The organism is Tistlia consotensis USBA 355, from assembly GCF_900177295.1.
GTDB lineage: Bacteria > Pseudomonadota > Alphaproteobacteria > Kiloniellales > DSM-21159 > Tistlia > Tistlia consotensis.
Window position 1 is genome coordinate 199,251 of record NZ_FWZX01000002.1, and the last position, 21,238, is coordinate 220,488.

The following is a 21,238-nucleotide window of genomic DNA, read 5'->3' on the forward strand; positions in this document are numbered from 1 at the left end:
GCGCCACCCGTCGTTCAGGCTCCGGCCGAGGGGGCCGCGGGGGCCGGGAAACCGTCGCTGCGGCCGGGCGCGAGCAGGCCCCGGCGGGCGAAGGCGACCTGGTCTCCGGCGCCGCTGACGTGCAGCGCTTCGAGGCCTTCCGCCGCCAGCGCCTCGACCAGCCGGCGGGCGGCCTCGCGCAGCGCCTGGGGGCCGGCCGGATCCGTCGGGTCGAGCAGGACGACCAGCAGCACGGCGCGCCGCCCCAGGGCGCCGCGCAGGGCCGCGCCGGCCAGCAGCTCGCCGAGGCCGGCGACGGCGGCGAGCGGCTGTCCCGCGGCCGACTCGACGGCCTCGGCCGTGGCGTCGGCGGCGCGCAGCGGCAGGCCGAGGACCTCGGCGGCGAGGGCCGGCTCGCCGGCCTCGCGGGCGGCGCCGAGCAGCAGGATGCTTCCGGGCGCGCTGCCGGCCGTCCGCGCCGCGCCGGCCAGCGCGACCAGCAGCCCGTCGTAGGGCGTATCGACGGCCGCCTCGGCCAGGTCGAAGGGCGTGGCGCCGACCTCGGCCAGCTGGTCGCGATGCTGCCGGCGCAGCAGCGCGGCGGCCAGGGGCAGCAGGCGACGGCGGCGGGCGTTGGCCGCCTCGACGCGCGCCGAGACGCGGCGCAGCTCGCGCTGGCTGCCCTGCACCGCCTCGTCGAGCGCGAGCAGCCGGTCGGCCAGCTTGCGCAGGCCCTGGGGCAGCTTCGCCAGCCCGTCGCTTCCGGCCACGCTCAGACCTCCACCAGGGCCAGTCCGTCGGCCGCGAGGCCGGCGATGAAGTCGGCGCCCGAGGGCTCGCCGCGCCGCCTCGGGTTCTCGCGCCAGACCTCCTCCGGCCGGCGCGTCGGCAGCGCGGGGGCTAGGTCCTGGCGCACGAAGAAGCCGTTGGTGCCGGCGCTGTCGCAGGCGACCAGGCGGTAGCCGCGCTCGCCGGCGAGCGCGGTCAGGGCGGCGAGCGAGACGCCGAAGTAGTGCCGGCGCCGGCTCAGCTCCTGGCTGCCGAGCGGCACGGTGACCCGCGCCTCCGGCCCGAAGCGGTCGTTGTACTCGAGGATCATCAGGCGCGGGCTGCAGGCGGTCATCGCCTTCAGCACCCAGTAGTCGAAGGAGTCGATGTCGAGCGAGAAGAGGTCGACCTCGCCGGCGAGGCCGGCCTCCTCGATCAGGCGGTCGACGTTGTCCGGCGTCACGAAGTCGGTCACTACCTTGACCCGTCCGGTCAGCCCGAAGCGGGCGGCGGCGACCGGCGTCGCCTCGGGGTTGGCGTCGACCATCAGGCCGCGCCAGCCGGCGGTCTGGGCCAGCAGCCCGCTGTTGCCGCCGGTGCGTCCCGAGCCGAGCTCGACGAAGCTGCGGTTCGGCGCGCCGCAATGGCCGAGCAGGGCCAGGACGTAGCCGTCCTCCTCGTTCTGGCTGAGCAGGCTGAAGCGCCGGGCGTCGAGGTCCAGCGGGTCGGCCGGCCGCCCGGACAGCGCCTCCAGCTCCAGGCGGAGCAGGGCCTTGAGGCCGCTCTCGACGCGGCGCAGGCGCTTGCCGAGCACGTCGGCCTCGGCCTCGACGCGCGCCAGGCCGGCCTGCAGGTCGGATTGCCGCTTGAGCGCGCGCTTGGCCAGCTCGTCGAGGATCGCGAGCTGGGCCTCGCTCGCGGCCGGCTCGGGCTGCCGGCGCAGCCGGGCGGCGAGCCCCGCCGCCGGCGGCTCCGCAGCCTCGGCGAGGCGAGCCCTGAGCGAGCGGCGTTCGGCCTCGGGGTCGGGCCGGCTCATGACGCCGGGTCGGCCGCGGGCCCGAGCGCCAGCGGCGCCGAGATCGGCTGGACGCCGAGCAGGCCGCGCTCCGGGTCGAGGTGGCGGATCGCCAGGTCGAGGTGGGTGCCGACGAAGTTCGGCTTGGTGAAGTAGCAGGTCGTCGGCACCTTCAGCAGCGGGCCCAGGTAGGCGAAGCCGCCGTAGGTGCAGTGCAGGGCGCTGGCGTTGGCGACCAGCGCGGTCTGGACCGCCAGGTTGTCGCGCGGCCCGTAGAGCTGCGAGGCGTCGAAGACGTTGGAATGGCCCTCGCCCATGGCGTCGCTGTGGTCGTCGAGCTTCGTGCCGGTGTTGAGCAGCACGACCTTGTGGTTGGCCGACAGGCCCTCGACCAGGCGCTGCAGGAAGGCGTCGGTCTCGGCGCCCTCGGCGAAGCAGCTCGAGTGGTAGAACTTGAGGGCGACGTAGGGCCCCTCGAAGGGCAGGGCCGGGCGCGGGTAGCGGGTCGGGATCGGCTGGATGTCGATGTGCTTCATCAGGCGGTCGGCCGAGTAGCGGCCGCGCCAGATGTTGCGGAACATCGTGTACATGACGCTCGGCGACAGGAAGGCGTAGTCCTCGAGGCCGAGCTTCTCGGCGGCGCGCCGGTAGATCTCCATCTCGAAGTCGGTCGGCAGCACGCCGAAGCCTTTCTTGCCGCCGGCCTGGGCCTCCTGGGCGGTGGTGCGCTCGACGAACTCCTCGACGCTCATCAGGTCGAAGAGGTCGAGGTAGCCGTCGCAGACGCCGTCGTACCAGCTCTGGGCGCCGCCGCGCGAGATCGCGATCAGGCGGCCGGGGGGCACGCCGCGGCGCCGGGCGAAGTAGCGCAGGAAGGGGATCCAGTAGAGGATCTCGAAGCCGATCTCGGTGGTCCAGGGGCCGACCAGGATCGGCCGCTCCGGCACCGGGCCGCCTTCCGTCTCGGCGGCCGGCTCGGCGAAGGCGTCGCGCACGACCAGGCGACAGATCCGCGGCGTGACGATCTCGGCCTCCTGCAGGGTCAGGAAGGCGCTCTTCTCGTTGTTGGTCAGGCGCGTCGGGAAGCGCAGCAGGTAGCGGCCGCCGAGCAGGCGCCGCAGGGTCACCAGGTTCTCGCGCGCGAAGTTCAGCCGCTGCAGCTGCTCGTACTGGCGCTCGGCGTAGCGGCGCAGGCTGCCCGCCAGCGAGGGATCGAGCAGCTTGCGCAGGCGCCAGACCGTCCGCTTGACGACGCGCAGCAGCCGTTCGCCGGGTGAGAGCTTGACCAGGGCCATGGGGGACGAGGGCTCCGCCTGTTCGCGACCGGGGCGCCGCGGAGGCGTTCCCCTCGCGGCCGCGCCTGTCTAGACGCTCGGCCGGCCCAGCGGCAAGCGTCGGCTTGCCGGAGCGCGGGCTCCGGACCTCATCGGCTCTGCCCGGCCTGCCTGCGACGTCGCTTCGCCCGGCGCTTCGGGCTCTCGGTGGCGCGCTGCCAGAAGGCGGCCGCGGCGCGTGCCGGGCGGCGCACCAGCCGGCTGTTGGCCCACTTGGCGCCATGCCCCACCGCACGGACGACCCGGCCGCCGAAGCTGATCTTGTCCCACTTCTTGGTGCCTCGGCCGCCGGCCGCGGCCCGCAGGTAGAGGGCGGCGGGCAGCAGCAGCGGCTGGAACAGCCGGGGCCAGAGCGGCAAGCCGGCCGGCTTCAGCCCGGCCGCCGACTCCAGCGCCGCGACGGCGATCGGCGTCGCCGGCCGGTCGAGGCCGTGGGGCCGCAGGAAGTCGCCGACGAAACGGCGGATCCGCGCCGCTTCCTCCGCCGAGGCGTCGAGCCCCCGGGAGAGCTGCGCCAGGTGCGCGGCGAAGCCGTCGGCGGCCATCAGGAAGCCGTCGCGGGTCAGGTGCGCGAAGTGCACCATGCCTTCCTGGCTCTCGGCGATCTCCGGGTCGAGCACGGTGTAGCAGCGCTTGCCCAGGATGCCGGCCTCCAGCATCGCGCTGGTGTTGATGCCGACGACCGCGGCGGCGTGCCAGAGCGAGTCGAAGTAGTCGGCGCGCGCCGACTCGTTGACCGGATAGCCGCCGAGCCGCGGATGGACCGCGACGTTCTCGGCGTCGCGGATCTCCGGGGCGTCCCACTGCCCGGCGAACTTGGCGCTGCCCGGGTGCGGCCGGATCAGCACGCCGACGCTGCGCAGGCGCGGGTCGTCGGCGGCGCGCAGGGCGGCCAGCCAGCGCTTCAGGAAGACCGACTCGTAGCGCGCGATGAAGACCGAGGAGCAGGTGTAGAGGACGAAGGGGCGCCCGGGATCCAGGCCGACCTGGCGGCAGAAGGTCTCGCGGTCGCGACTCGGCCTGCGCTCGAACCAGGGGTCGAACAGCTGGGCGCCGGTGATCGCGACCCGCTCCGGTGCGACGCCGTGCAGCTCGACCGCCTCGTGGCGCTGCGCCTCGTTCCAGACCAGCATGCGGTCGGGATCGAGCGGCACCACGCCCTTGTTGGTCAGGTTGTCCCAGCTCGCGACGCAGTGCACCGTCGGCACGCCGAGGCGCCGGCCGACCTTGAGGTACTCGGCCTGCATCGAGTTGAGGTCGATCAGCGGCGTGATCGCGATGACGTCGGGCCGGGCGGCGCGCACCGCGCCCAGGATCCGGCGGTCGAGCGGCAGGGCCAGCTCGGTCCAGTAGAGCAGGCGCGAGAGGCGCAGCGCCAGGCGCTCGCGGCGCGCCTCCGGCAGCTCGCCGATGCGGCGCAGCGGCGGATAGAGGTAGCCCTCGGCGCGGCGCGCGCACTTGGCGGCGTGGCGCAGGCGGGGCGTCAGGTAGCGCAGGTAGTTGCGCAGCGAGCGGACCTGGTGGGCCAGCTCGGTCCAGAGGTCGCGGCGCGCCGGCAGGGGCAGCAGCTCGATCGAGGGCAGCTCGGCGACCAGCTGGTCGGCCAGGGCGGCGACGTCGGCCGTGACCTTCTCGTGCGCCTCCTCGTAGCCGAGCACGACGTGGTGGCCGCGTGCCGCCAGGCCGCGCAGCGTCGTCTCGTAGTTCCGCAGGTACATGAAGTGGCGGACCACGAAGAGGATGCGCAGCGAGCGCGCGGCGGCCGGGGCCGCTCCCCTGTCCCGACCGCCGGTCATTTGCCGACCCGCTCCTCGTGCGGGCTGTCCGCCGAGGCCTGCTTTGCCGCCGTCCGGCCGGTGACCCGGGCCGGCAGGGCCCGCAGCCGCCGCAGCACGCGCCGCTCCAGCCACTTGCCGCTGCGCTTGCCGGCGCGGCGCAGGTGGTTGCCGGCCGACCGCAGGGGGCGGCGCAGCAGGTACTTCTCGGCGCGCGCCAGCAGCATCGCCGCCTGGGTGATGCGCAGCTTCAGCAGCGAGGTCTCGGCCCAGCGCTTGCGCAGGCGCAGGTCCTCGACCGACAGGAAGTAGAGCGCGAGCGGCGCGTAGAGCAGGCGGCGGAGGGCGGTGCCCGGCGCCGGCGCGGCCGGGGCGGGCCGCAGCGCGCCGAGCGCCTCGATCGCCCGGGCGAGCTGCGGCGCCGCGGGCCGCTCGAGGCCGTTGGGCCGCAGGAAGTCGGCGACGAAGGCGCGCTCGGCCTCGCTCTGGCCGGGATGCTCGACCGCCTCGGCGATCTGGGCGAAGTGCTGCTCGAAGCTGTCGGCGGTCTTCAGGAAGCCGCCGCGCAGCAGGTGGGCGAAGTGGAGCATGCCGCCCTGGCTCTCGGCGACCTCTGGATCCAGGATCGTGAAGCAGCGCCGGCCCAGGATCGCGGCCTCCAGCATGGCGCTGGTGTTGATGCCGATCAGCCCGGCCGAGTGGTGGAGCGAGTCGTAGTAGTCGTCCTGGGCGGCCGGGGTCACCGGATAGCCGCCCTCCCGGGGGAACAGCGCGGTCTGCTCGGGGAAGCGCTCCAGCAGCTCGGCGACCTGGGCGGCGAACTTGCTGCTGCCGGGATGCGGGCGGACCAGCACCCCGATGCCGGCCAGCGCCGGCGGCGGGTCGTCACGCAGCCTGGTCAGCCAGCGCTCCAGGAACTGGGCCTCGTAGCGGCTGATGAAGATCGACGAGCAGGTGTAGAGCAGGAAGGGCCGGGCCGGATCGAGCCCGACCTGGCGGCAGAAGGTCCCGCGGTCGCGGCTCGGCTCGCGGTCGAACCACTGGTCGAAGAGCTGCGCGCCGGTCACGACGATGCGCTCCGGCGGCACGCCGTGCAGCTCGGCGGCCTCGGCGGCCTGGTGGTGGTTCCAGACCACGACCCGGTCCGGGCAGATCTGGATCAGGCCCTTGTTGGTCAGGTTGTCCCAGCTGGCGACCAGCAGCGCCGAGGGGATGCCGAGGCGGCGCGCCAGCTTGACGTACTCGACCTGGGTCGGGCCGAAGTCGAGCAGCGGCGTCACCAGCAGGCAGTCGGGGCGCTCCTGCTCGATCTGCGCGCGGATCGCCGCGGCGTCGGGCAGCGCCTCCTCGATGCTGGCGGCCAGGCGCTGGATGCGCGGCAGCACCCGGCGGCGCCGCGCCTCGGACAGGCGCGCCAGGGGGCGCAGCGGCGGAAACACGAAGGATTCGGCGCGCGCCGCGCAGCGCCGGGCGGTCTCCAGCCGCGGGTCGCAGTAGCGCAGGAAGTCCATCAGCACGCGGACCTGGGCGGCCAGCGGCGCCCAGAAGCCGCTGCGCGCGACCGCCCGCGCCAGGCGGATGCGCGGCTGCTCGCGCACCAGGGTCTCGGCCGCCTCGGCGACCTCGGGCGGCAGCAGGTTGCGCTCGCTCTCGTAGGTCAGGACGATCTCGTGGCCCTGCTCGGCGAGCAGCCTCAGGGTTGAGCCGTAGTTGCGCAGGTAGAGCAGGTTGCGCATCACGAAGAGGATCTTCACGGCCGCGCTCCCTCGGCCCCGCCGGCCAGGGCCGCGACCGCCGCCTCGTCCATCGCCGCGACCGGCAGGAAGCCGAGCGCGCCGTAGCCCTCACGGTTGAAGGCGCGCAGCGCGAGGTCCAGGTGGCTGGAGACGAAGTGGGTGTGGGTGAAGAAGCTCAGGGTGTCGACCCCGAGCAGCGGCCCCAGGTAGCTGAAGCCGCCGAAGGTGCAGTAGAGCTTGTCGGCGCCCGCGACCAGGGCGGTCTGGACCGCCAGGTTGTCGGCGGCGGTCAGCAGCGGGGTCGCGTCGAACAGCCGGTCGGCGGGCAGGCCGGGCAACAGGCCGGCGGCGTCGCTGTGGTCGTCGAGCCGCAGCCCGGTGTTGAGCAGCACCACCCGGTGACGCTCGGCGAGGCGCCGCAGCAGCCGCTCGACGAAGGGCGCGACGCCCTCGCCGTCGAAGAACTCGGAGGCGTAGAACTTGACGGCGACGTAGGGCCCCTGGAAGGGCAGGCCGGCCGGGCGCGGCCAGGCGCGCTCCAGCGGCGCGTAGTCCAGCGCCGGCAGGAAGGTCTCGCCGCCGAAGCGCCGGATCCAGGTCGTCCGGAACAGGCCGTAGAGCGCGGCCGGATAGATCGTCCGGTAGCCTTCCAGGCCGAGCTCGCCGGCGAGGCGGGCGACCAGCGCCCGCTCCGGCTCGGTCGGCAGGAAGGGCTTCTTGCCCTCGTGCGCCGCCTCGACGCTTTCGCCCAGGGCCCGGAACTCCGCCGGGGTCATGTGGTCGAACAGCTCGACGTAGCGCCCGGCGAGGTCGCCGTACCAGCGTCCGACGCCGCCGCGCGAGACCGCGACGACCCGCTCCGGCGGGATGCCGGCCTCGCGCAGGTAGCGGCGCAGCAGCGGGATCCAGTAGAGCAGCTCGAAGCCGACCTCCATGGTCCAGGGGCCGAGCACGATCGGGTGGTCGCCGGGGCGCAGCACCTCGGCGAGGTCGGCCTGCTCCAGCGCCCGGTCGATCGCCAGCTTCTTGACGATCCGCGCGTCGGCGCCCTGCCGCGCCGCCGGGTCGAGCGGCGCGAGCCCCCTGTCGAGCGTGTCGAGCAGCGCGCCCAGATAGACGCGCGGGCGCAGCTCGGGCGCCAGCCCGGCGAGCCAGCGGCCGGGCAGGGCCCGGCGCACCTCCGCGCTCAGCTTGCCGGCGCCGCTGTCGAGCAGGCGGGCGAAGACGTCCGGGCGCTCCGGCTCCGGAGCGTCGGCGACGGCCTGGGCGACGGCCTTCTCGAGGAAGTCCAGGCGCTCGCCGGAGCCGAGCCGGCCGTAGCCGGCCCGGGTCAGGGCGCCCGCCCGCAGGGGCGTGTCGGCCCGCCGCTCCAAGCGGCGCAGCAGCGCTTGGAAGCCCCGCTCGCCGAGCCGCTTCAGGATGCTCACCGATCCTTCCCCTGGTCGCCGGAACCTGGCCGGTATCCGGTCATTATCGCCCGAGGTCCAGGCCCTCGAAAGCCTCGGACGGCAGGCCCGCGGGATCGCGCGCGTAGAGGCCGTACCAGCAGCGCTCGGCCTCGCCGTGCGCCGTCGGCTTGTGGAACTCGCGGGCCTTGGTCAGGCCCCGTTCCGCGAAGAAGCGGTCGACCTCGGCGGCCATCCCGGGCGTCGAGGTCACCTCGATCATGACGGTCTTGAGGGCCGGGTCGGCGAAGCTCGCCGAGCCGCCGGCCAGGACCTCGAGCTCGCCGCCGTCGACGTCGATCTTGACGTGCTGCGGCAGCGGCAGGCCCAGCGTCTCGACCAGGGCGTCGAGCCGTCGGCCGACGACCGGCAGCACGTGGGCGGCCGCCTCGTCGCCCTTGCCCACCGTCTCCTCGCTGCCGTGCATCGCCGAGCCGGCCTCCAGGTTGCGGAAGCCGAAGGACAGCAGCTGGTCGCGGTCCGAGAGCGCGAAGGGCAGGGGCGTCACCTGCCGCTCCAGCCGGTTCAGCACGATATTCCGGTTGAGATCGGCGAAGTTCGCGAAGGCCGGCTCGAAGGCGACGACCCTGAGCTCCGGGCCGTGAAGCTTCGCCGCCAGCAGGGAGTAGACGCCGGTGTTGGCGCCGATGTCGTAGAGCACCTCGCCGCCGGCCAGGCAGGACTCGATCCAGGCGATGGTCCAGGGCTCCTTGCGCGCCGCCCGGTGGCGCAGCCAGGAGGAGCGGGTCTCGGTGTGCAGCCGGACCTCGGCCTTCTCGTAGTCGAGCCGCTTGACCTGGTGGAAGCCCTGCAGGGAATCGATGACGTCGCGCTCGGTCATCGACTCCAGGGCCGTGCGCACGACCTTGTGGCGCTTCTGGATGTGCAGCTTGCGGACCGTCTTGAGCAGGCGCTGGAACTGCTCCTCCGGGCCGACCGGCTTCTCGGCAGGCTTCGGGAGCAGGCGCTTCAGCCTGTACAGGACCCGTCGCGCGATCGGCTGGCTCATCGGTCTTCCCGGAGGTGCGGGCCGCCGCTCGGCCCGGGGATGCGGCGCGCTGGAATAGCAGACTGCCCGGTGGGGCGGTCAAGCCGTTGGGCCGGACGGGGGCCTTCCCGGGTCAGGCGCCGGGCCGCCCGCCCCTCTGCTGCGGGCCCGCCGTCTTGGCCACGGCCGCCTGCTTGGCCGCCCTGAGCGAGCGGTGGCGCAGCAGCTCGGCGGGCAGCCGGAGCAGGATCGCGGCGAGGCGTGCGCCGCGCCGCCGGACCCGGCGCAGACGGTACCAGAGATTGCCGCTGTAGTCGGCCTCGGCCGTCGAGAGCAGCCGCCGGAGGCGCTGCAGCAGCGGGTGCTCGCGCAGCCACTTCTTGCCCGTGCGCTGGGCCGAGAGCAGCCGGAACAGGCGGGCCAGCGGCCAGAGCACGGCGCGCAGGCCGGCCCCGGTCTCGGGCAGGCCCAGGCCCTGGGGCTGCAGCCCGGCCATCGCCTCGATCGCGTCGGCGAGGATCGGCGTCGCCGGCCGCCGGAGTCCCTGCGGCCGCAGGAAGGCCTCGACGGAGCCCGCGCGCTCCGGATCGTCCGGGCCGTCGCGCAGCGCCGCGGCGAGCTGGGCCAGGTGCGCCGCCATGTCGGGCGCCGGGCGCACGAAGCCGTAGCGGGTCAGGTAGGCGAAGTGCAGCATGCCGTCCTGGGCCTGCTCGGTCTCGGCATCGCGGATCGTGAAGCAGGGCCGGCCGACGATCGCCGCCTCCAGCATGGCGCTGGTGTTGATGCCGACCACGGCCGCGGCGTGGAAGATCGAATCGAAATAGAAGCGCCGGTTCTCGTCGGTCACCGGGTAGCCGCCGCTGGCCGGGCGCACGACGACCCGGCCGAAGGCCGCGATCCGCGGGTCGTTCCACTGCGCCGCCCGCTTGGTGCTGCCCGGGTGCGGGCGGATCAGCACGCCGGCCTCGCGCAGCAGCGGGTCCGGGCTCGACCTCAGGGCGCCGAGCCAGCGCACCAGGAACTCCGATTCCAGCCGCGAGATGAAGATCGACGAGCAGGTGTAGAGGACGACCGGCTTCCCGGGATCGAGCCCGACATCCCGGCAGAAGGCCGCGCGGTCCTGGCTCGGCCGGCGCCCGAACCAGTCGTCGAACAGCTGGGCGCCGGTCACGACGACGCGCTCGCGCGGCACGCCGTGCAGGCTCGCCGTCTCCTCCGCCTGGTCCGCGTTCCAGACGAAGACCCGGTCGGGCAGCACCGGGATCAGGCCCTTGTTGGTCAGGTTGTCCCAGCTGGCGACCAGCAGGCCGGTCGGGATGCCGCGCCGGGCGGCGGCCTTCAGGTAGTCGACCTGGGTCGAGCCGAAGTCGATCAGCGGCGTCACCAGCAGCAGGTCGGGGCGGTCCCGCTCGATCACCGCGGCGACCGCCGGGTCCTCGGGCAGGGCGGCCTCGACGCGGTGGGCCAGCTCGGCCAGCCGCTCGGCGCGCTCCGGCGACCGGCGGCCGCCGCGGAAGGCGAGGCGGCGCAGGGTCGGATGGACCAGCGAGGCGGCGCGCTCGGCGCAGCGGGTCGCCGCCGCGTAGCGCGGGTGCTGGTAGCGGGTGTAGTCGCGCAGCACCCTGGCCTGGTGGGCCAGCACGCTCCAGGCGTCGGCGCGCGCCGGAACGCCGGTCAGCTCGATCGTGGGGCAGTCGGCGGCCAGCCGGTCGGCCGCCTCCTTGATCTCGGGCGGCGCCTTGTCGCGCGCGTCCTCGTAGCCGATCGTGACGCGGTGGCCGCGCGCCGCCAGCTCGCGCACCAGCCCCTCGTAGTTGCGCAGGTACATCAGGTTGCGCATCAGGAGCAGGAGCTTCATCGAGGGATCCGCTTGGCGTGCCGGGGCGGGTGGGGACGGGCCGGGGTGACGGCGCGGACTTTAGTGGCAAGCGCCATCGGGTCAACGGCCCGGTGTTCAAGCGGCGCCGCGCGTGCCAAAAGGGCGGCCGACGGACGACCAGCAGGGAACGGCGGCACCTTGGCGAGCTTGCGACAGACGGCGGTGCGACGGGCGATCCGCGTGGCCAGCCTGACGCTCAACGCGATCGGCATCGGCCCCGCGGTGAAGCGCGCGGTGATGCGCGAGGTGACCGCGGCGATCCTCAAGGGCAACTTCAGCCCGGCGACCGTGCAGGGCTGGCTGGCCGAGCAGGTCGACCGCGAGGTCGCGGAGGCCGCGGCGACCGGCCGGCCCATCGTCGTCGGCCCCTGGCTGATGGAGGTTGGCTTCGAACTGCTCTACTGGATTCCCTTCCTGCGCGCGGCGCTCGCCCGCCAGGGCGTGCCGCCGGAGCGGGTCGTGGCGCTGTCGCGCGGCGGCGTCGCCGATTGGTACGGCGGCCTGGCCGGCCGCTACTGCGAGATCTTCGAGCTGATCGACCGGGAGCGCTTCGTCGCCGGCAACGCCGAGATGGAGCGCGAGAGCCAGGGCAAGAAGCCCTTCGAGGCGACGGCCTTCGAGCGCGAGCTGGTCGGCCTCGCGGCCGGGCGCCTCGGCCTGGAGCGGCCGGCGGTGCTGTTCCCGGGCCTGATGTACCGGATGTTCCGCCAGGCCTGGAACAGCCGGCTCGGCGGCGAGCCGATCCTGCCCTATCTCGACTACCGCCGGATCGAGGGGGCCTTCGAGCGGCCGGCGGCGCTGCCTTTCGAGGGGCCCTACGTCGCCGCCAAGTACTATTTCTCGGACGCCTTCCCGGCCAGCGAGCGCAGCGCGGCCTTCCTGAGGAGGCACCTGCTGGCGCTCGCCGAGCAGGGCCCCGTGGTGCTGCTCAACACCGGCCTGAAGCTCGACGACCACGCCGATTCGATCAGCCTGGAGCACCCGAACCTGCACGAGGCCAGCGGCTTCTGGTCGGCGGCGGACAACCTGGCGGTCCAGACGGCGCTGGTCGCCAACGCCGAGCGGCTCTACTGCACCTACGGCGGCTTCAGCTACCTGGGGCCCCTGGTCGGGGTCAGCACCGAGGCGGTCTACGAGCACCCGAACTTCGTCGGCACCCACCTGGACCTGGCGCTGCGCGCGCTCGACTTCCCCGACGCCGGCCTCGCGGTGGCACCGCTCGCGGCGCTGGAGCCGCCCTCCCGGCTGCCGTGATCCGTCTCTAGCGCAGGGGATCGAAGATCGCGTAGCGGTTCTTCGGGATGAAGTGCGCGCCGCGCGACTCGAAGAGCGCCATCAGCTCGGGATCGCCGTACTTCGGCCCCTCCCGCTCGACCTGCTTGATCATCTTGAGGCAGAGCCGGCCGCCCGGATTGAGCAGCCGGTCGCGGACGTCGTCGAGGAAGAAGCGCCAGTCTTCGAGGTCGAACAGCGTGCCGTCCGGCCGGGTGTTGAAGCCGACCATGAAGGCGGTGACGAGGTCGAAGCGCCGCTCGAAGGCCGGCAGGGGCTGCCGGGGTCCGATCCGGTGGTCGACCCTGTCGAGGCCGGCCAGCTCGCAGAGGTCGTCGTAGAGCGGGATGCCCGGCTGGTCGAGCGCCTCGCACTCGTGGCCGAGGTAGCGGCAGACGAAGGGGAAGTGGCCGGCCCCGGTGCCGAGGTCGAGGACCCGCTGCGGCGGCGTGCCGACCAGCTTCAGCAGGTCGGCGAGCTTCCACTTCTCCTTGAGCCAGCGATCGGGCGCCAGGTACTTGGTCTCGCTGCCGGCCGAGGCGTGGCGCGCGGCGAGCTCCTCCAGCCGCTCGTCGGTCATGACCGATCGGGCGTAGGCGAGGAAGGCGTCCTGGTCGGCCTGGCTGGCCTGAGATGTCTCTGACAGGGCGGTGGATCCATCCATTGAGGGACGCTGGTCCCGGTTTCCGGCGAGAATTAGGCGCCGCGTCTGCCCGATTCGCTACGCTCTACCCAGCCGAGCTGGATCGCGACCCAGGTCTTGATCCGCGCGAGCGGGCGGTTCTTCGGACCCCACTTCTTGGTGTTGCGGCCGGAGCCGACGAAATAGAGCCAGAGCGCGGCCGGCAGCAGCGCGAGGCGGACGAGCGGTGCCGCCAGCGGCGGCCGCGAGCGCGCGGGGCCGAGCTGCGCCAGGCTTTCGCAGGCCTCGGCGACCAGCGGCGTCGCCGGCCGGTCGAGGCCGTGGGGGCGCAGGAAGCCGGCGACGAAGCGGGCGATCCGGCCGTCCTGCTCCGGACCTTCGGCGAGGCTGCGCCGCAGGGCCTCGAGGTGGCCCTCGAAGTCGTCGGCGACATGCAGGAAGCCGTCGCGCGTCAGGTGCTTGAAGTGCACCATGGCTTCCTGGCTCTCGGCGAACTCGGGGGCGAGCAGCGTGAAGGTCGGCCGCCCGACGATGCCGGCCTCCAGCAGGGCGCTGGTGTTGATCCCGAAGACCGCCGCGGCATGGTAGAGCGAGTCGTAGTAGTCGGCCTGGGCCGACTCGACGACCGGATAGCCGCCGGCCTTGGGGAAGACCGCGACGTTGTCGCGGCCGGCGATCTCCGGCACCTGCCACTGCGCGGCGTACTTGGCCGAGCCGGGGTGCGGACGGATCAGGACGCCGGCCTCGCGCAGCAGGGGATCGGGATGGCTTCTCAGGCGCTCCAGCCAGCGGGCCACGAAGCCGGCCTCCTGGCGGGCGATGAAGACCGACGAGCAGGTGTAGAGGATGAAGGGCCTGGCCGGATCGAGCCCGACCTGGCGGCAGAAGGTCGCGCGGTCGCGGCTCGGCTGCCGCTCGAACCAGTGGTCGAACAGCTGGGCGCCGGTCACCATGACCTGCCCGGCCGGCACGCCGTGCAGCTGCGCCGCCTCGTCGCGCTGCGCCTCGTTCCAGACCAGGAGGCGGTCGGGCAGCACCTGGATCAGGCCCTTGTTGGTCAGGTTGTCCCAACTGGCGACCGCCAGGGCGCAGGGCAGGCCGAGCGCGCGGGCCGCCTTGATCAGATCGACCTGGTCGCTGTTGAAGTCGACCAGCGGGGTCACGATCACGGCATCGGGCCGCTCGCGGCGCAGCGCCGCCAGGGACGGGCCGGCCGGCGGCAGGCAGGCCTCGACGCGCCGGGCCGCCGCCGAGACCAGCCGCGCGCGGCGCCAGGCCCGTGCGCCGTCCCGTCCCTTCACGAGGTCGCGCAGCGGCGGATAGAGCAGGCTCTCGGCCCGGGCCGCGCACTTGGTCGAGCCGGCCAGCCGCGGGTCCAGGTAGCGGGCGTAGTCGCGCAGGACGCGGAGTTGCTGGGCGAAGGGCGCCCAGAGGCCGGTGCGGCCCGGCATCGGACGGATCTGCACCCTCTCCGAGCGGGCGAAGAGGCCGTCGGCGACCGAGCGCACCTCTTCTGTGATCTTTCCGTGCTCGGTCTCGCAGAACAGCACGACGCTGTGGCCCCGCTCGGCCAACTCGCGGATTGTCGAGGCATAGTTGCGCAGGTACATCAGGTTGCGCATCGCCAGAACGAAGCGGCGCGGCGGCGCGGAACGGTCGAGGGCGTCAGCGGAGGGCAAGTGTCTGATGCTCGTCGAGGGGGCGGCCGAGGCGGTCGGTCCGGAATGCGGAAGCGGCGCCGAAAGGCCGTGCCTTATGGCGGCGCCGGCAGAGCCTTGTCAATTGACGGCTTGACGGCTCGCTCTATAAGTTGCCGCCTCCCTAGCGGCCGGCGGCTCTATACTGGGGTGGCAGTGTGGCGTCTTCCAACCCGGAGCGCCTTGGGTTGAGGAAGGGCGGCACGATCACAAGCGATGCCATGAAAATTCTTTTCATCATGTATTACCCCGGCTACGTCCGGAACCTGGAGTCGGTGATTCGCGGTCTGGCCGAGCGTGGACATGACGTGATTCTCGGCTTCAATGCGCCGCCGCGCGACCCGAACGACCGCCTCGCCGAGGATCTGCGGGGCCACTACCCCAACGTGTCGACCTGCTTCGTGCCGAACCGGGGCGACCGCTGGCAGCTCACCGCCAGCTTCGTGCGGCGCTGCATCGACTACCTGCGCTACCTCGATCCGGCCTACGACGACGCGCCGGCCCTGAAGGCGCGCATCGCCGGCCGCGTGCCGGGCTTCGTGCGCTTCATCTATTCCGCGCTGCGCCTGCACGACAGCGAGAGCCGGCGGCGCCGGATGCACCGCTTCCTGCTGGCCCTCGAGCAGGCGATCCCGACGGACCGCGAGATCGACGGCTTCCTGCGCCAGACGCGGCCCGACGCCGTCGTCGTGACGCCGCTGATCGACTTCGACAGCAAGCAGGTCGACTGGGTGAAGAGCGCCCAGGCCCAGGGGCTGCCGACCTGTCTGACCGTCTACAGCTGGGACAATCTGACCAACAAGGGGCACATGCGCCTGGTGCCGGACCGCGTGGTGGTCTGGAACGGCGCCCAGCGCGACGAGGCGGTGCGCTTCCACGGCGTGCCCGAGGAGCGGGTCGTGGTGACCGGCGCGCAGACCTACGACAAGTGGTTCGACCGCGCGCCGACGATCGCGCGCGAGGCCTTCATGGCCAGCGCGGAGCTCGATCCCTCCAAGCCCTACCTGCTCTACCTCTGCTCCTCGCCCTTCATCGGCGGCACCCACGAGCCCGAGCTGGTGCGCGACTGGATCGCGGCGCTGCGGGCCTCCGGCGACCCGGCGCTGCGCGAGGTCGGCATCATGGTCCGCCCGCACCCCCAGAACGCCCGCGTCTGGGACAGCGTCGACCTCTCGGGCTTCGGCAACGTCTCGATCTTCCCGCACGGCGGCGCCAATCCGGTCGACGAGGCGCGGCGCGCCGACTTCTTCCACTCGCTCTACTTCAGCAGCGCCGTGGTCGGCATCAACACCAGCGCGATGATCGAGGCCGGCATCGTCGGCCGCACGGTGCTGACGATCCGCGACCCGCGCTTCCAGGCGACCCAGGAAGGCACGCTGCACTTCCGCCACCTGGTCCGGGAGGGCCTGGTGCGCATCGCCGACTCGATCGAGGACAGCGTCGCGCTGAGCGCCCAGGCGCTGGCCGGAGAGCTGTTCGACAAGGAGCGCTCGGCCGCCTTCCTGACGGCCTTCATCCGGCCCCACGGCCTCGACGTGCCGGCGACCCCGCGCTACGTCGAGGCGCTGGAGTCGCTGGGCAGCATCCGGCCCCGGCCGCCGAAGCGCACGCCGCTGCGCAACGCGCTGCTGCGCATGCTGATCGCCCCGGCCGAGTGGTTCGGCCGTCTGAAGGCCGGCAAGCGGGCGACCAAGGCGAAGAAGCGGCCGCAGGCCAAGGGCAAGGCCTCGTTGGACAAGAAGAAGCGAAAGGGCGCGGCCGTCTCCGCGAAGCGGGGCCGCGGCGTCGTGCGGCTCTGCGGCGGCGTGACCAGGGCCCTGGGCATCGAGAGCTTCGTGAAGGGCCACGTCCTGCCGCACCTGATCATGGCGGCCCTGGGCGACAGCAAGGGCGGCGACAGCGGCATGCTGGCGGCCCTCGAAAGCGAGATCGGGCGCGAGCTCGACCGGGTCGCCGAGGGCGACGGGCCGATCATCGTCGGCCCCTGGACCTCCGAGGTCGGCTTCGAGCTGCTCTACTGGATCCCCTTCGTGCGCTGCTTCGCCGAGAGCCGCGGCGTCGATCCCAAGCGGCTCTTCGTGGTCTCGCGGGGCGGCAGCCGCTGCTGGTACGGCGAGCTCGCCGACGGCGGCTACCTCGACGCCTTCGACCTCCAGTCCGTTGCGACCTTCCGCTCGGCCAACGAGACCGCCTGGGCAGATCGCGGGCTGCAGAAGCAGGTCATGGCCAGCCCGCTCGACGACGGCCTGATCGCCGCGGCGCAGGAGCGGCTCGGCGGCGAGCAGGCGCAGGTGCTGCATCCCGAGACGATGTACCGTCTCTTTTCCCCCTTCTGGAGCGGCAAGGCCGGCCGCGACCTGGTCACCCGGCACAGCCGCTCAGGCGGCCGCCTCGACCTGCCGCCGCTGCCCGAGGGCGTCACGCTGCCCGAGCGATTCGTCGCCGTGCGGCTCTACTTCCGGCCGTCGTTCCCGGATACGGCGGAGAACCGGGAGGCGGCGCGCCGGCTGGTCGCCCAGCTGGCCGAGCATCACAGCGTCGTCGTCCTCGAGACCGCCGAGTGCTACGACGATCACGACAGCCTGGCGCTGGGCGGTCTGCCCGGGATCCTGCGCCTGGCACCGCCGCGCGCCGAGGGCAACCTGTCCTTCCAGAGCGCGGTCATCGCCCGCGCCTCGGCCCTGGTCTGCACCTACGGCGGTCTCGCCTATCTGGGCCCGCGCTACGGCGTGCCGACCTTCGGCCTGTGCAGCGAGCGCGAGCGGGTCAAGCTGGAGCACCACCTGATCGCCCTGGCCGATCCGGCGGCGCGCGCCGACATCGCGCTGTTCGCGCCGGCGGCCCTGAACGGCCTGCTGCCCGAGGTGCTGCCGGCCCTGCTCGTCGGCAACGCCGACTAGAGCCAATCGCGATCGGAGCCGGTCGGCCGCCGATCGATCACGAGAATCCGGTCCTGCATCAGGTCGAGTCCGGCCCCGGACCGGCAGTCCTGCGCCGTCGCAGAGGAGGGCGTCCAGGACGCCGGCTGCCTCGCGCTTGCCGCCCCAGGCGGCATCGGCGATCGCGACACTGGCGGGCAGGGCAGGGCTGCCGAGCCGGCGCAAGGTGCGTTCGCGGCACCGTGCCGGGCTGTCGGCCCGGCGCTCGACGGACGCGCGCCCGGCGATCTGCCGCATCCTGCCGCTTGGAGAAATCCGGCCGGGTCTTCCCGTTCGGCCCGCCGCTCTGCCGCCCCTCGTCGCCGGCCGCGTCGAGCCGCGCCGGAGCCGTCGCGCACATCCGGACAACCAGCCGCGATCCTCTTGACACTCTCAGCCCGGTGGTTTCTGATATTGAAAACATGTTTCGAATATAAAAACAACATTGGGAGGGAAGCGTCATGAAGAGACTCGTTGGTCTTGTCGGTGCGCTCCTGCTGGCGGCGGTGGTGCCGGCGCAGGCGCAGGACATCGTGCTGAAGTTCGGGCATGCGGCTTCGTCAAAGCATCTGTTCCAGACCGGTCTGGAGATCTTCGCGAAGAAGGTGGCCGCCAAGACCGGCGGCAAGGTCGAGATCGAGGTCTACGGCGACCGTCAGCTGGGCGACGACAAGCAGCTGCTCGAAGGGCTGCAGATCGGCGTGATCGACGGCGCCCTGGTGTCCTCGGCGACCCTGCCGCTGGTGATCGGCGCCTCGGCCTTCGACGCCCTGCAGCTGCCCTTCGTGGTCGGCAGCTACGGCCAGCTGGCCAAGGCCCTGGGCTCGCCCATCGGCCAGCGGCTGCTCGACACGCTGGAGGCCAAGCAGATCAAGGGACTGGGCTTCATCGAGGCCGGCCAGCGCCACTTCCTGTCGCGCGACAAGCAGATCTCGACCCTGGCCGACTTCGCCGGCGAGAAGACCCGCATCGTGCCGATCCCGCTGCACAAGGCGACCTGGGAGGCGGTCGGTGTCAATCCGATCGGCCTGGCCTACGGCGAGGTCTACTCGGCGCTGGAGACCGGCACGATCGACGCGGTCGAGATCAACCTCTCCTCGGTGCAGTCCGAGAGCCTCTACGAATCGGCCAAGCACGTGACGCTCACCGGCCACTACTTCTGGCCCGGGGTGATCATGATGTCCGGCGTCGCCTGGCAGAAGCTGCCGGCGGACATCCAGGCCGCCCTGGTCGAGGCCGGCAAGGAGGCGACCCAGGAGGAGTATGCGCTGGCCGCCAAGCAGGAGAGCGAGACCGCGGAGTTCCTGCGCGGCAAGGGCGTCGAGATCGGCAAGCTGACCGATCTCGCGGAGATGCGGGCCAGGACCCAGCCGGTCGTCGACAGGTGGCTGACCAAGGACCCGCTGATCCAGGCCTTCTACGACCAGATCAAGTCGGAGCAGTGAGATGGCGGACACGCGAGCCAAGGCGAAGGCCTACCGCTGGACGGAGCTGCCGCGCGAGGTCGTGCGGCAGGGAGTCTCGCGCACGGCCTTCCGCGGCGACAACGCCCTCATGGTGATGAACTGGCTGGAGCCGGGGATGGAGGTGCGGCCCCATTCCCACCCCTTCGAGCAGCTGGCCTACATCCTGTCGGGGCGCGTGCGCTTCACCATCGGGGACGAGGTGGTGGAGGTCGGCCCGGGCGAGGTGGTGCGCATCCCGCCGGACGTCGTGCACTGCGGCGAGCCGCTCGGTGACGAGGTCGCGGTCAACCTCGACGTCTTCGCACCGGTGCGCGACGACTACCGTCACCTGACGGCCTATCAGGACGCCGACTTCCAGGGCTCCGACTGAGCCGATCGCCGGTCGGACGCGGGAGGCCGGGCCCGGCCTTGCCGGGCGTGAAGGGCTCGCGCCGCGCGCGGGCCCGCCACCCGGCCGCAGGAAACGGGGACCATGACCTTCGAGACGGTGCTGAGAGTCTATCGGACAACGATGAAGGCGCTGCTGGTCGCGCTGATCGCGGTCCTGCTGGGGGTGATGACCCTGCAGATCGTCATGCGCTACGGCTTCAACGGCTCGCTGATCTGGGCGGAGGAGCTCTGTCGCTACCTGCTGATCTGGGTCTCGCTGCTCGCCGGCAGCCTGGCCTACGAGCGCGGCGAGATCGCCGCGGTGACGCTGCTGCGCGACGCGCTGCCGCGGCGCGGCGCCCTCTGCCTGGCGACGCTCGCCAACCTGGCGGCGGCCGTCCTCTGCGGCGTGCTGGTGCACTACGGCCTGCGCTACGCGGCGCTGGTCGGCGCCCAGCCGATCCCGGCGCTGCGCTTCCTCTTCCAGGACTCCTTCGGCTGGGCGGCCTGGACGGTGCCCCCGGTCTACTGGGTCTACGTTGCGCTGCCGCTCGGCATGGGCCTGCTCGGCCTGCGCCTGCTGCTCGACGCCGGGCGCTACGGCCTGCTGCTCAAGCGGGGCGGCAGCGTCGACGACCTCTACGGCGGCGCGCCGGCGGAGCTGCCGGAATGACCCTCTACCTCGGCGCCTTCGCCCTCTGCCTGGTGCTGGGCGTGCCGATCGCCTTCAGTCTCGGCCTCGCCTCGCTGGTCTATCTGCTGGCGACCGGCCACGCGATGCTGCTGATGGCCTTCCCGCAGAAGATCATCGCCGGCATCGACAACTTCGTGCTGCTGACCATTCCCTTCTTCATCCTCGCCGGCAACCTGATGAACGCCGCGAAGCTGACGCAGCAGATCGTGCGGCTGGCGCAGCTGATGGTCGGCCGGGTGCAGGGCGGGCTGGCCGCGGTCACCGTGGTCGCCTCCATGCTGTTCTCCGGCGTCAGCGGGGCGGCGACCGCCGAGGCCTCGGCGCTCGGCTCGATGATGATCCCGGCGATGCGGCGCGACGGCTACGCCCCGGCCTACGCGGCGGCGCTGACGGCGGCCGGCTCGCTACTCGGCCCGCTGGTGCCGCCGTCGCTGGCGCTGATCCTCTACGGCGTGCTGACCGGCACCTCGATCGGCGATCTCTTCCTCGCCGGCATCGTGCCGGCCGTCCTGCTCTGCGGCCTGCTGGTCGCCTACACGCTGTGGAAGGCGCGGCGCGAAGACCATCCGCTGCCGCCGCCGCTGCCGGCCGAGGCGCGCCGCGGCGTCGCCGCCCGGGCGCTGCCGGCGCTGCTGCTGCCGGTGATCATCGTCGGCGGCATCCGCAGCGGCGTCTTCACGCCGACCGAGGCTGCCGCCGTCGCCGCGGTCTATGCGCTGCTGATCGGCACGGTCTTCTACCGCACGCTCAGCCTGGCGCAGATCCGCGAGGCCTTCTTCGAGACCGCGACGCTGTCGGCCGGGGTCATGCTCGTCGTCGCCATGGCGAGCATGACCTCCTTCATCCTGGGCATCGAGAACATCCCGCAGGCGATCGCCAGGGCCGTGCTGGGCTTCACGCAGTCGCCGGCCCTGCTGGTCGTCGTGCTGAACGTCGTGCTGCTGGTCCTGGGCTTCTTCCTGGAGCCGCTGGCGGCCCTCGTGCTGGCGATGCCGATCCTCAACCAGCTCGCCCCGATCACCGGGCTCGATCCGGTGCAGTTCGGGGTGATGGTCGTCTTCAACCTGATGATCGGCATGATCACGCCGCCGGTCGGGCTCTGCCTCTTCATCGTCAGCGCCATCGGCCGGGTGCCGATCGACAAGGTCAGCCGGGCGGCGCTGCCGATGATCGGCCTCTGTATCCTGGTGCTGCTGCTGGTCGGCTTCGTGCCGCAGCTCTCGCTGCTGCTGCCGTCGCTCTTTCACCGATAGGAAGCGC

At 72.6% G+C, this 21,238-nt stretch carries 16 protein-coding genes; 6 read left to right on the forward strand and 10 right to left on the reverse strand.

The genetic code is table 11. From position 1 onward, the window contains the following. Positions 1-14: 14 nt before the first annotated feature. From B9O00_RS04510 to B9O00_RS04545, 8 genes are all read right to left on the reverse strand, one after another. Positions 15-749 (reverse strand): hypothetical protein, encoded by a 735-nt coding sequence (locus B9O00_RS04510; protein WP_085121247.1) that lies wholly within the window; start codon positions 747-749, stop codon positions 15-17. Positions 750-751: 2 nt separating this feature from the next. After that, positions 752-1,783, reverse strand: a complete 1,032-nt coding sequence (locus B9O00_RS04515) for a hypothetical protein (RefSeq protein WP_085121248.1) — start codon at positions 1,781-1,783, stop codon at positions 752-754. Then, complete coding sequence (locus tag B9O00_RS04520) at positions 1,780-3,057, reverse strand: hypothetical protein (RefSeq protein ID WP_085121249.1); 1,278 nt, start codon at positions 3,055-3,057, stop codon at positions 1,780-1,782. Before B9O00_RS04520 ends, B9O00_RS04515 begins: the two co-directional genes overlap by 4 nt. 128 nt (positions 3,058-3,185) lie before the next feature. Further along, entirely contained in the window at positions 3,186-4,892 is a 1,707-nt protein-coding gene (locus B9O00_RS04525) for a glycosyltransferase family protein (RefSeq protein ID WP_085121250.1), read from the reverse strand. Beyond that, positions 4,889-6,625 carry a CDP-glycerol glycerophosphotransferase family protein gene (locus B9O00_RS04530; protein ID WP_085121251.1) on the reverse strand — a complete coding sequence of 579 codons (1,737 nt, stop codon included), beginning with the start codon at positions 6,623-6,625 and terminating at the stop codon, positions 4,889-4,891. The genes B9O00_RS04525 and B9O00_RS04530 overlap by 4 nt, the downstream gene beginning before the upstream one ends. Beyond that, positions 6,622-8,034 (reverse strand): hypothetical protein, encoded by a 1,413-nt coding sequence (locus B9O00_RS04535; RefSeq protein WP_085121252.1) that lies wholly within the window; start codon positions 8,032-8,034, stop codon positions 6,622-6,624. The genes B9O00_RS04530 and B9O00_RS04535 overlap by 4 nt, the downstream gene beginning before the upstream one ends. 43 nt (positions 8,035-8,077) lie before the next feature. Continuing rightward, on the reverse strand, positions 8,078-9,061 hold the full coding sequence (locus B9O00_RS04540) for an FkbM family methyltransferase (RefSeq protein WP_085121253.1): 984 nt from the start codon (positions 9,059-9,061) through the stop codon (positions 8,078-8,080). 112 nt (positions 9,062-9,173) lie between these two features. Beyond that, on the reverse strand, positions 9,174-10,898 hold the full coding sequence (locus tag B9O00_RS04545) for a CDP-glycerol glycerophosphotransferase family protein (protein ID WP_085121254.1): 1,725 nt from the start codon (positions 10,896-10,898) through the stop codon (positions 9,174-9,176). 159 nt (positions 10,899-11,057) lie between these two features. On the opposite strand from B9O00_RS04545, the gene B9O00_RS04550 reads away from it, so the two are divergent. Continuing rightward, a complete protein-coding gene (locus tag B9O00_RS04550) occupies positions 11,058-12,173 on the forward strand; it encodes a hypothetical protein (RefSeq protein ID WP_143596141.1) in 1,116 nt (371 codons plus the stop codon). A 7-nt stretch (positions 12,174-12,180) separates the two neighbouring features. Here B9O00_RS04550 and B9O00_RS04555 read toward each other — a convergent pair whose 3' ends face one another. Both B9O00_RS04555 and B9O00_RS04560 read right to left on the reverse strand, forming a co-directional pair. Then, positions 12,181-12,855, reverse strand: a complete 675-nt coding sequence (locus B9O00_RS04555) for a class I SAM-dependent methyltransferase (protein ID WP_085121256.1) — start codon at positions 12,853-12,855, stop codon at positions 12,181-12,183. Between the two features lie 32 nt (positions 12,856-12,887). Continuing rightward, positions 12,888-14,513 carry a CDP-glycerol glycerophosphotransferase family protein gene (locus tag B9O00_RS04560; protein WP_085121257.1) on the reverse strand — a complete coding sequence of 542 codons (1,626 nt, stop codon included), beginning with the start codon at positions 14,511-14,513 and terminating at the stop codon, positions 12,888-12,890. A gap of 239 nt (positions 14,514-14,752) precedes the next feature. On the opposite strand from B9O00_RS04560, the gene B9O00_RS04565 reads away from it, so the two are divergent. From B9O00_RS04565 to B9O00_RS04590, 5 genes are all read left to right on the forward strand, one after another. Next, positions 14,753-17,431, forward strand: coding sequence for a UDP-N-acetyl glucosamine 2-epimerase (locus tag B9O00_RS04565; RefSeq protein WP_143596142.1), 2,679 nt, complete (start codon positions 14,753-14,755; stop codon positions 17,429-17,431). A 479-nt stretch (positions 17,432-17,910) separates the two neighbouring features. Further along, positions 17,911-18,894 carry a TRAP transporter substrate-binding protein gene (locus tag B9O00_RS04575; RefSeq protein ID WP_085121260.1) on the forward strand — a complete coding sequence of 328 codons (984 nt, stop codon included), beginning with the start codon at positions 17,911-17,913 and terminating at the stop codon, positions 18,892-18,894. 1 nt (position 18,895) lies between these two features. Then, the gene (locus B9O00_RS04580; protein ID WP_085121261.1) at positions 18,896-19,285 is read left to right on the forward strand and encodes a cupin domain-containing protein; all 390 of its coding nucleotides are present in this window, start codon (positions 18,896-18,898) and stop codon (positions 19,283-19,285) included. 102 nt (positions 19,286-19,387) lie between these two features. Continuing rightward, complete coding sequence (locus B9O00_RS04585; RefSeq protein WP_085121262.1) at positions 19,388-19,957, forward strand: TRAP transporter small permease; 570 nt, start codon at positions 19,388-19,390, stop codon at positions 19,955-19,957. Then, positions 19,954-21,231: a TRAP transporter large permease gene (locus B9O00_RS04590; RefSeq protein ID WP_085121263.1), complete on the forward strand. Its 1,278-nt coding sequence runs from the start codon at positions 19,954-19,956 to the stop codon at positions 21,229-21,231. Before B9O00_RS04585 ends, B9O00_RS04590 begins: the two co-directional genes overlap by 4 nt. Positions 21,232-21,238 lie beyond the last annotated feature (7 nt).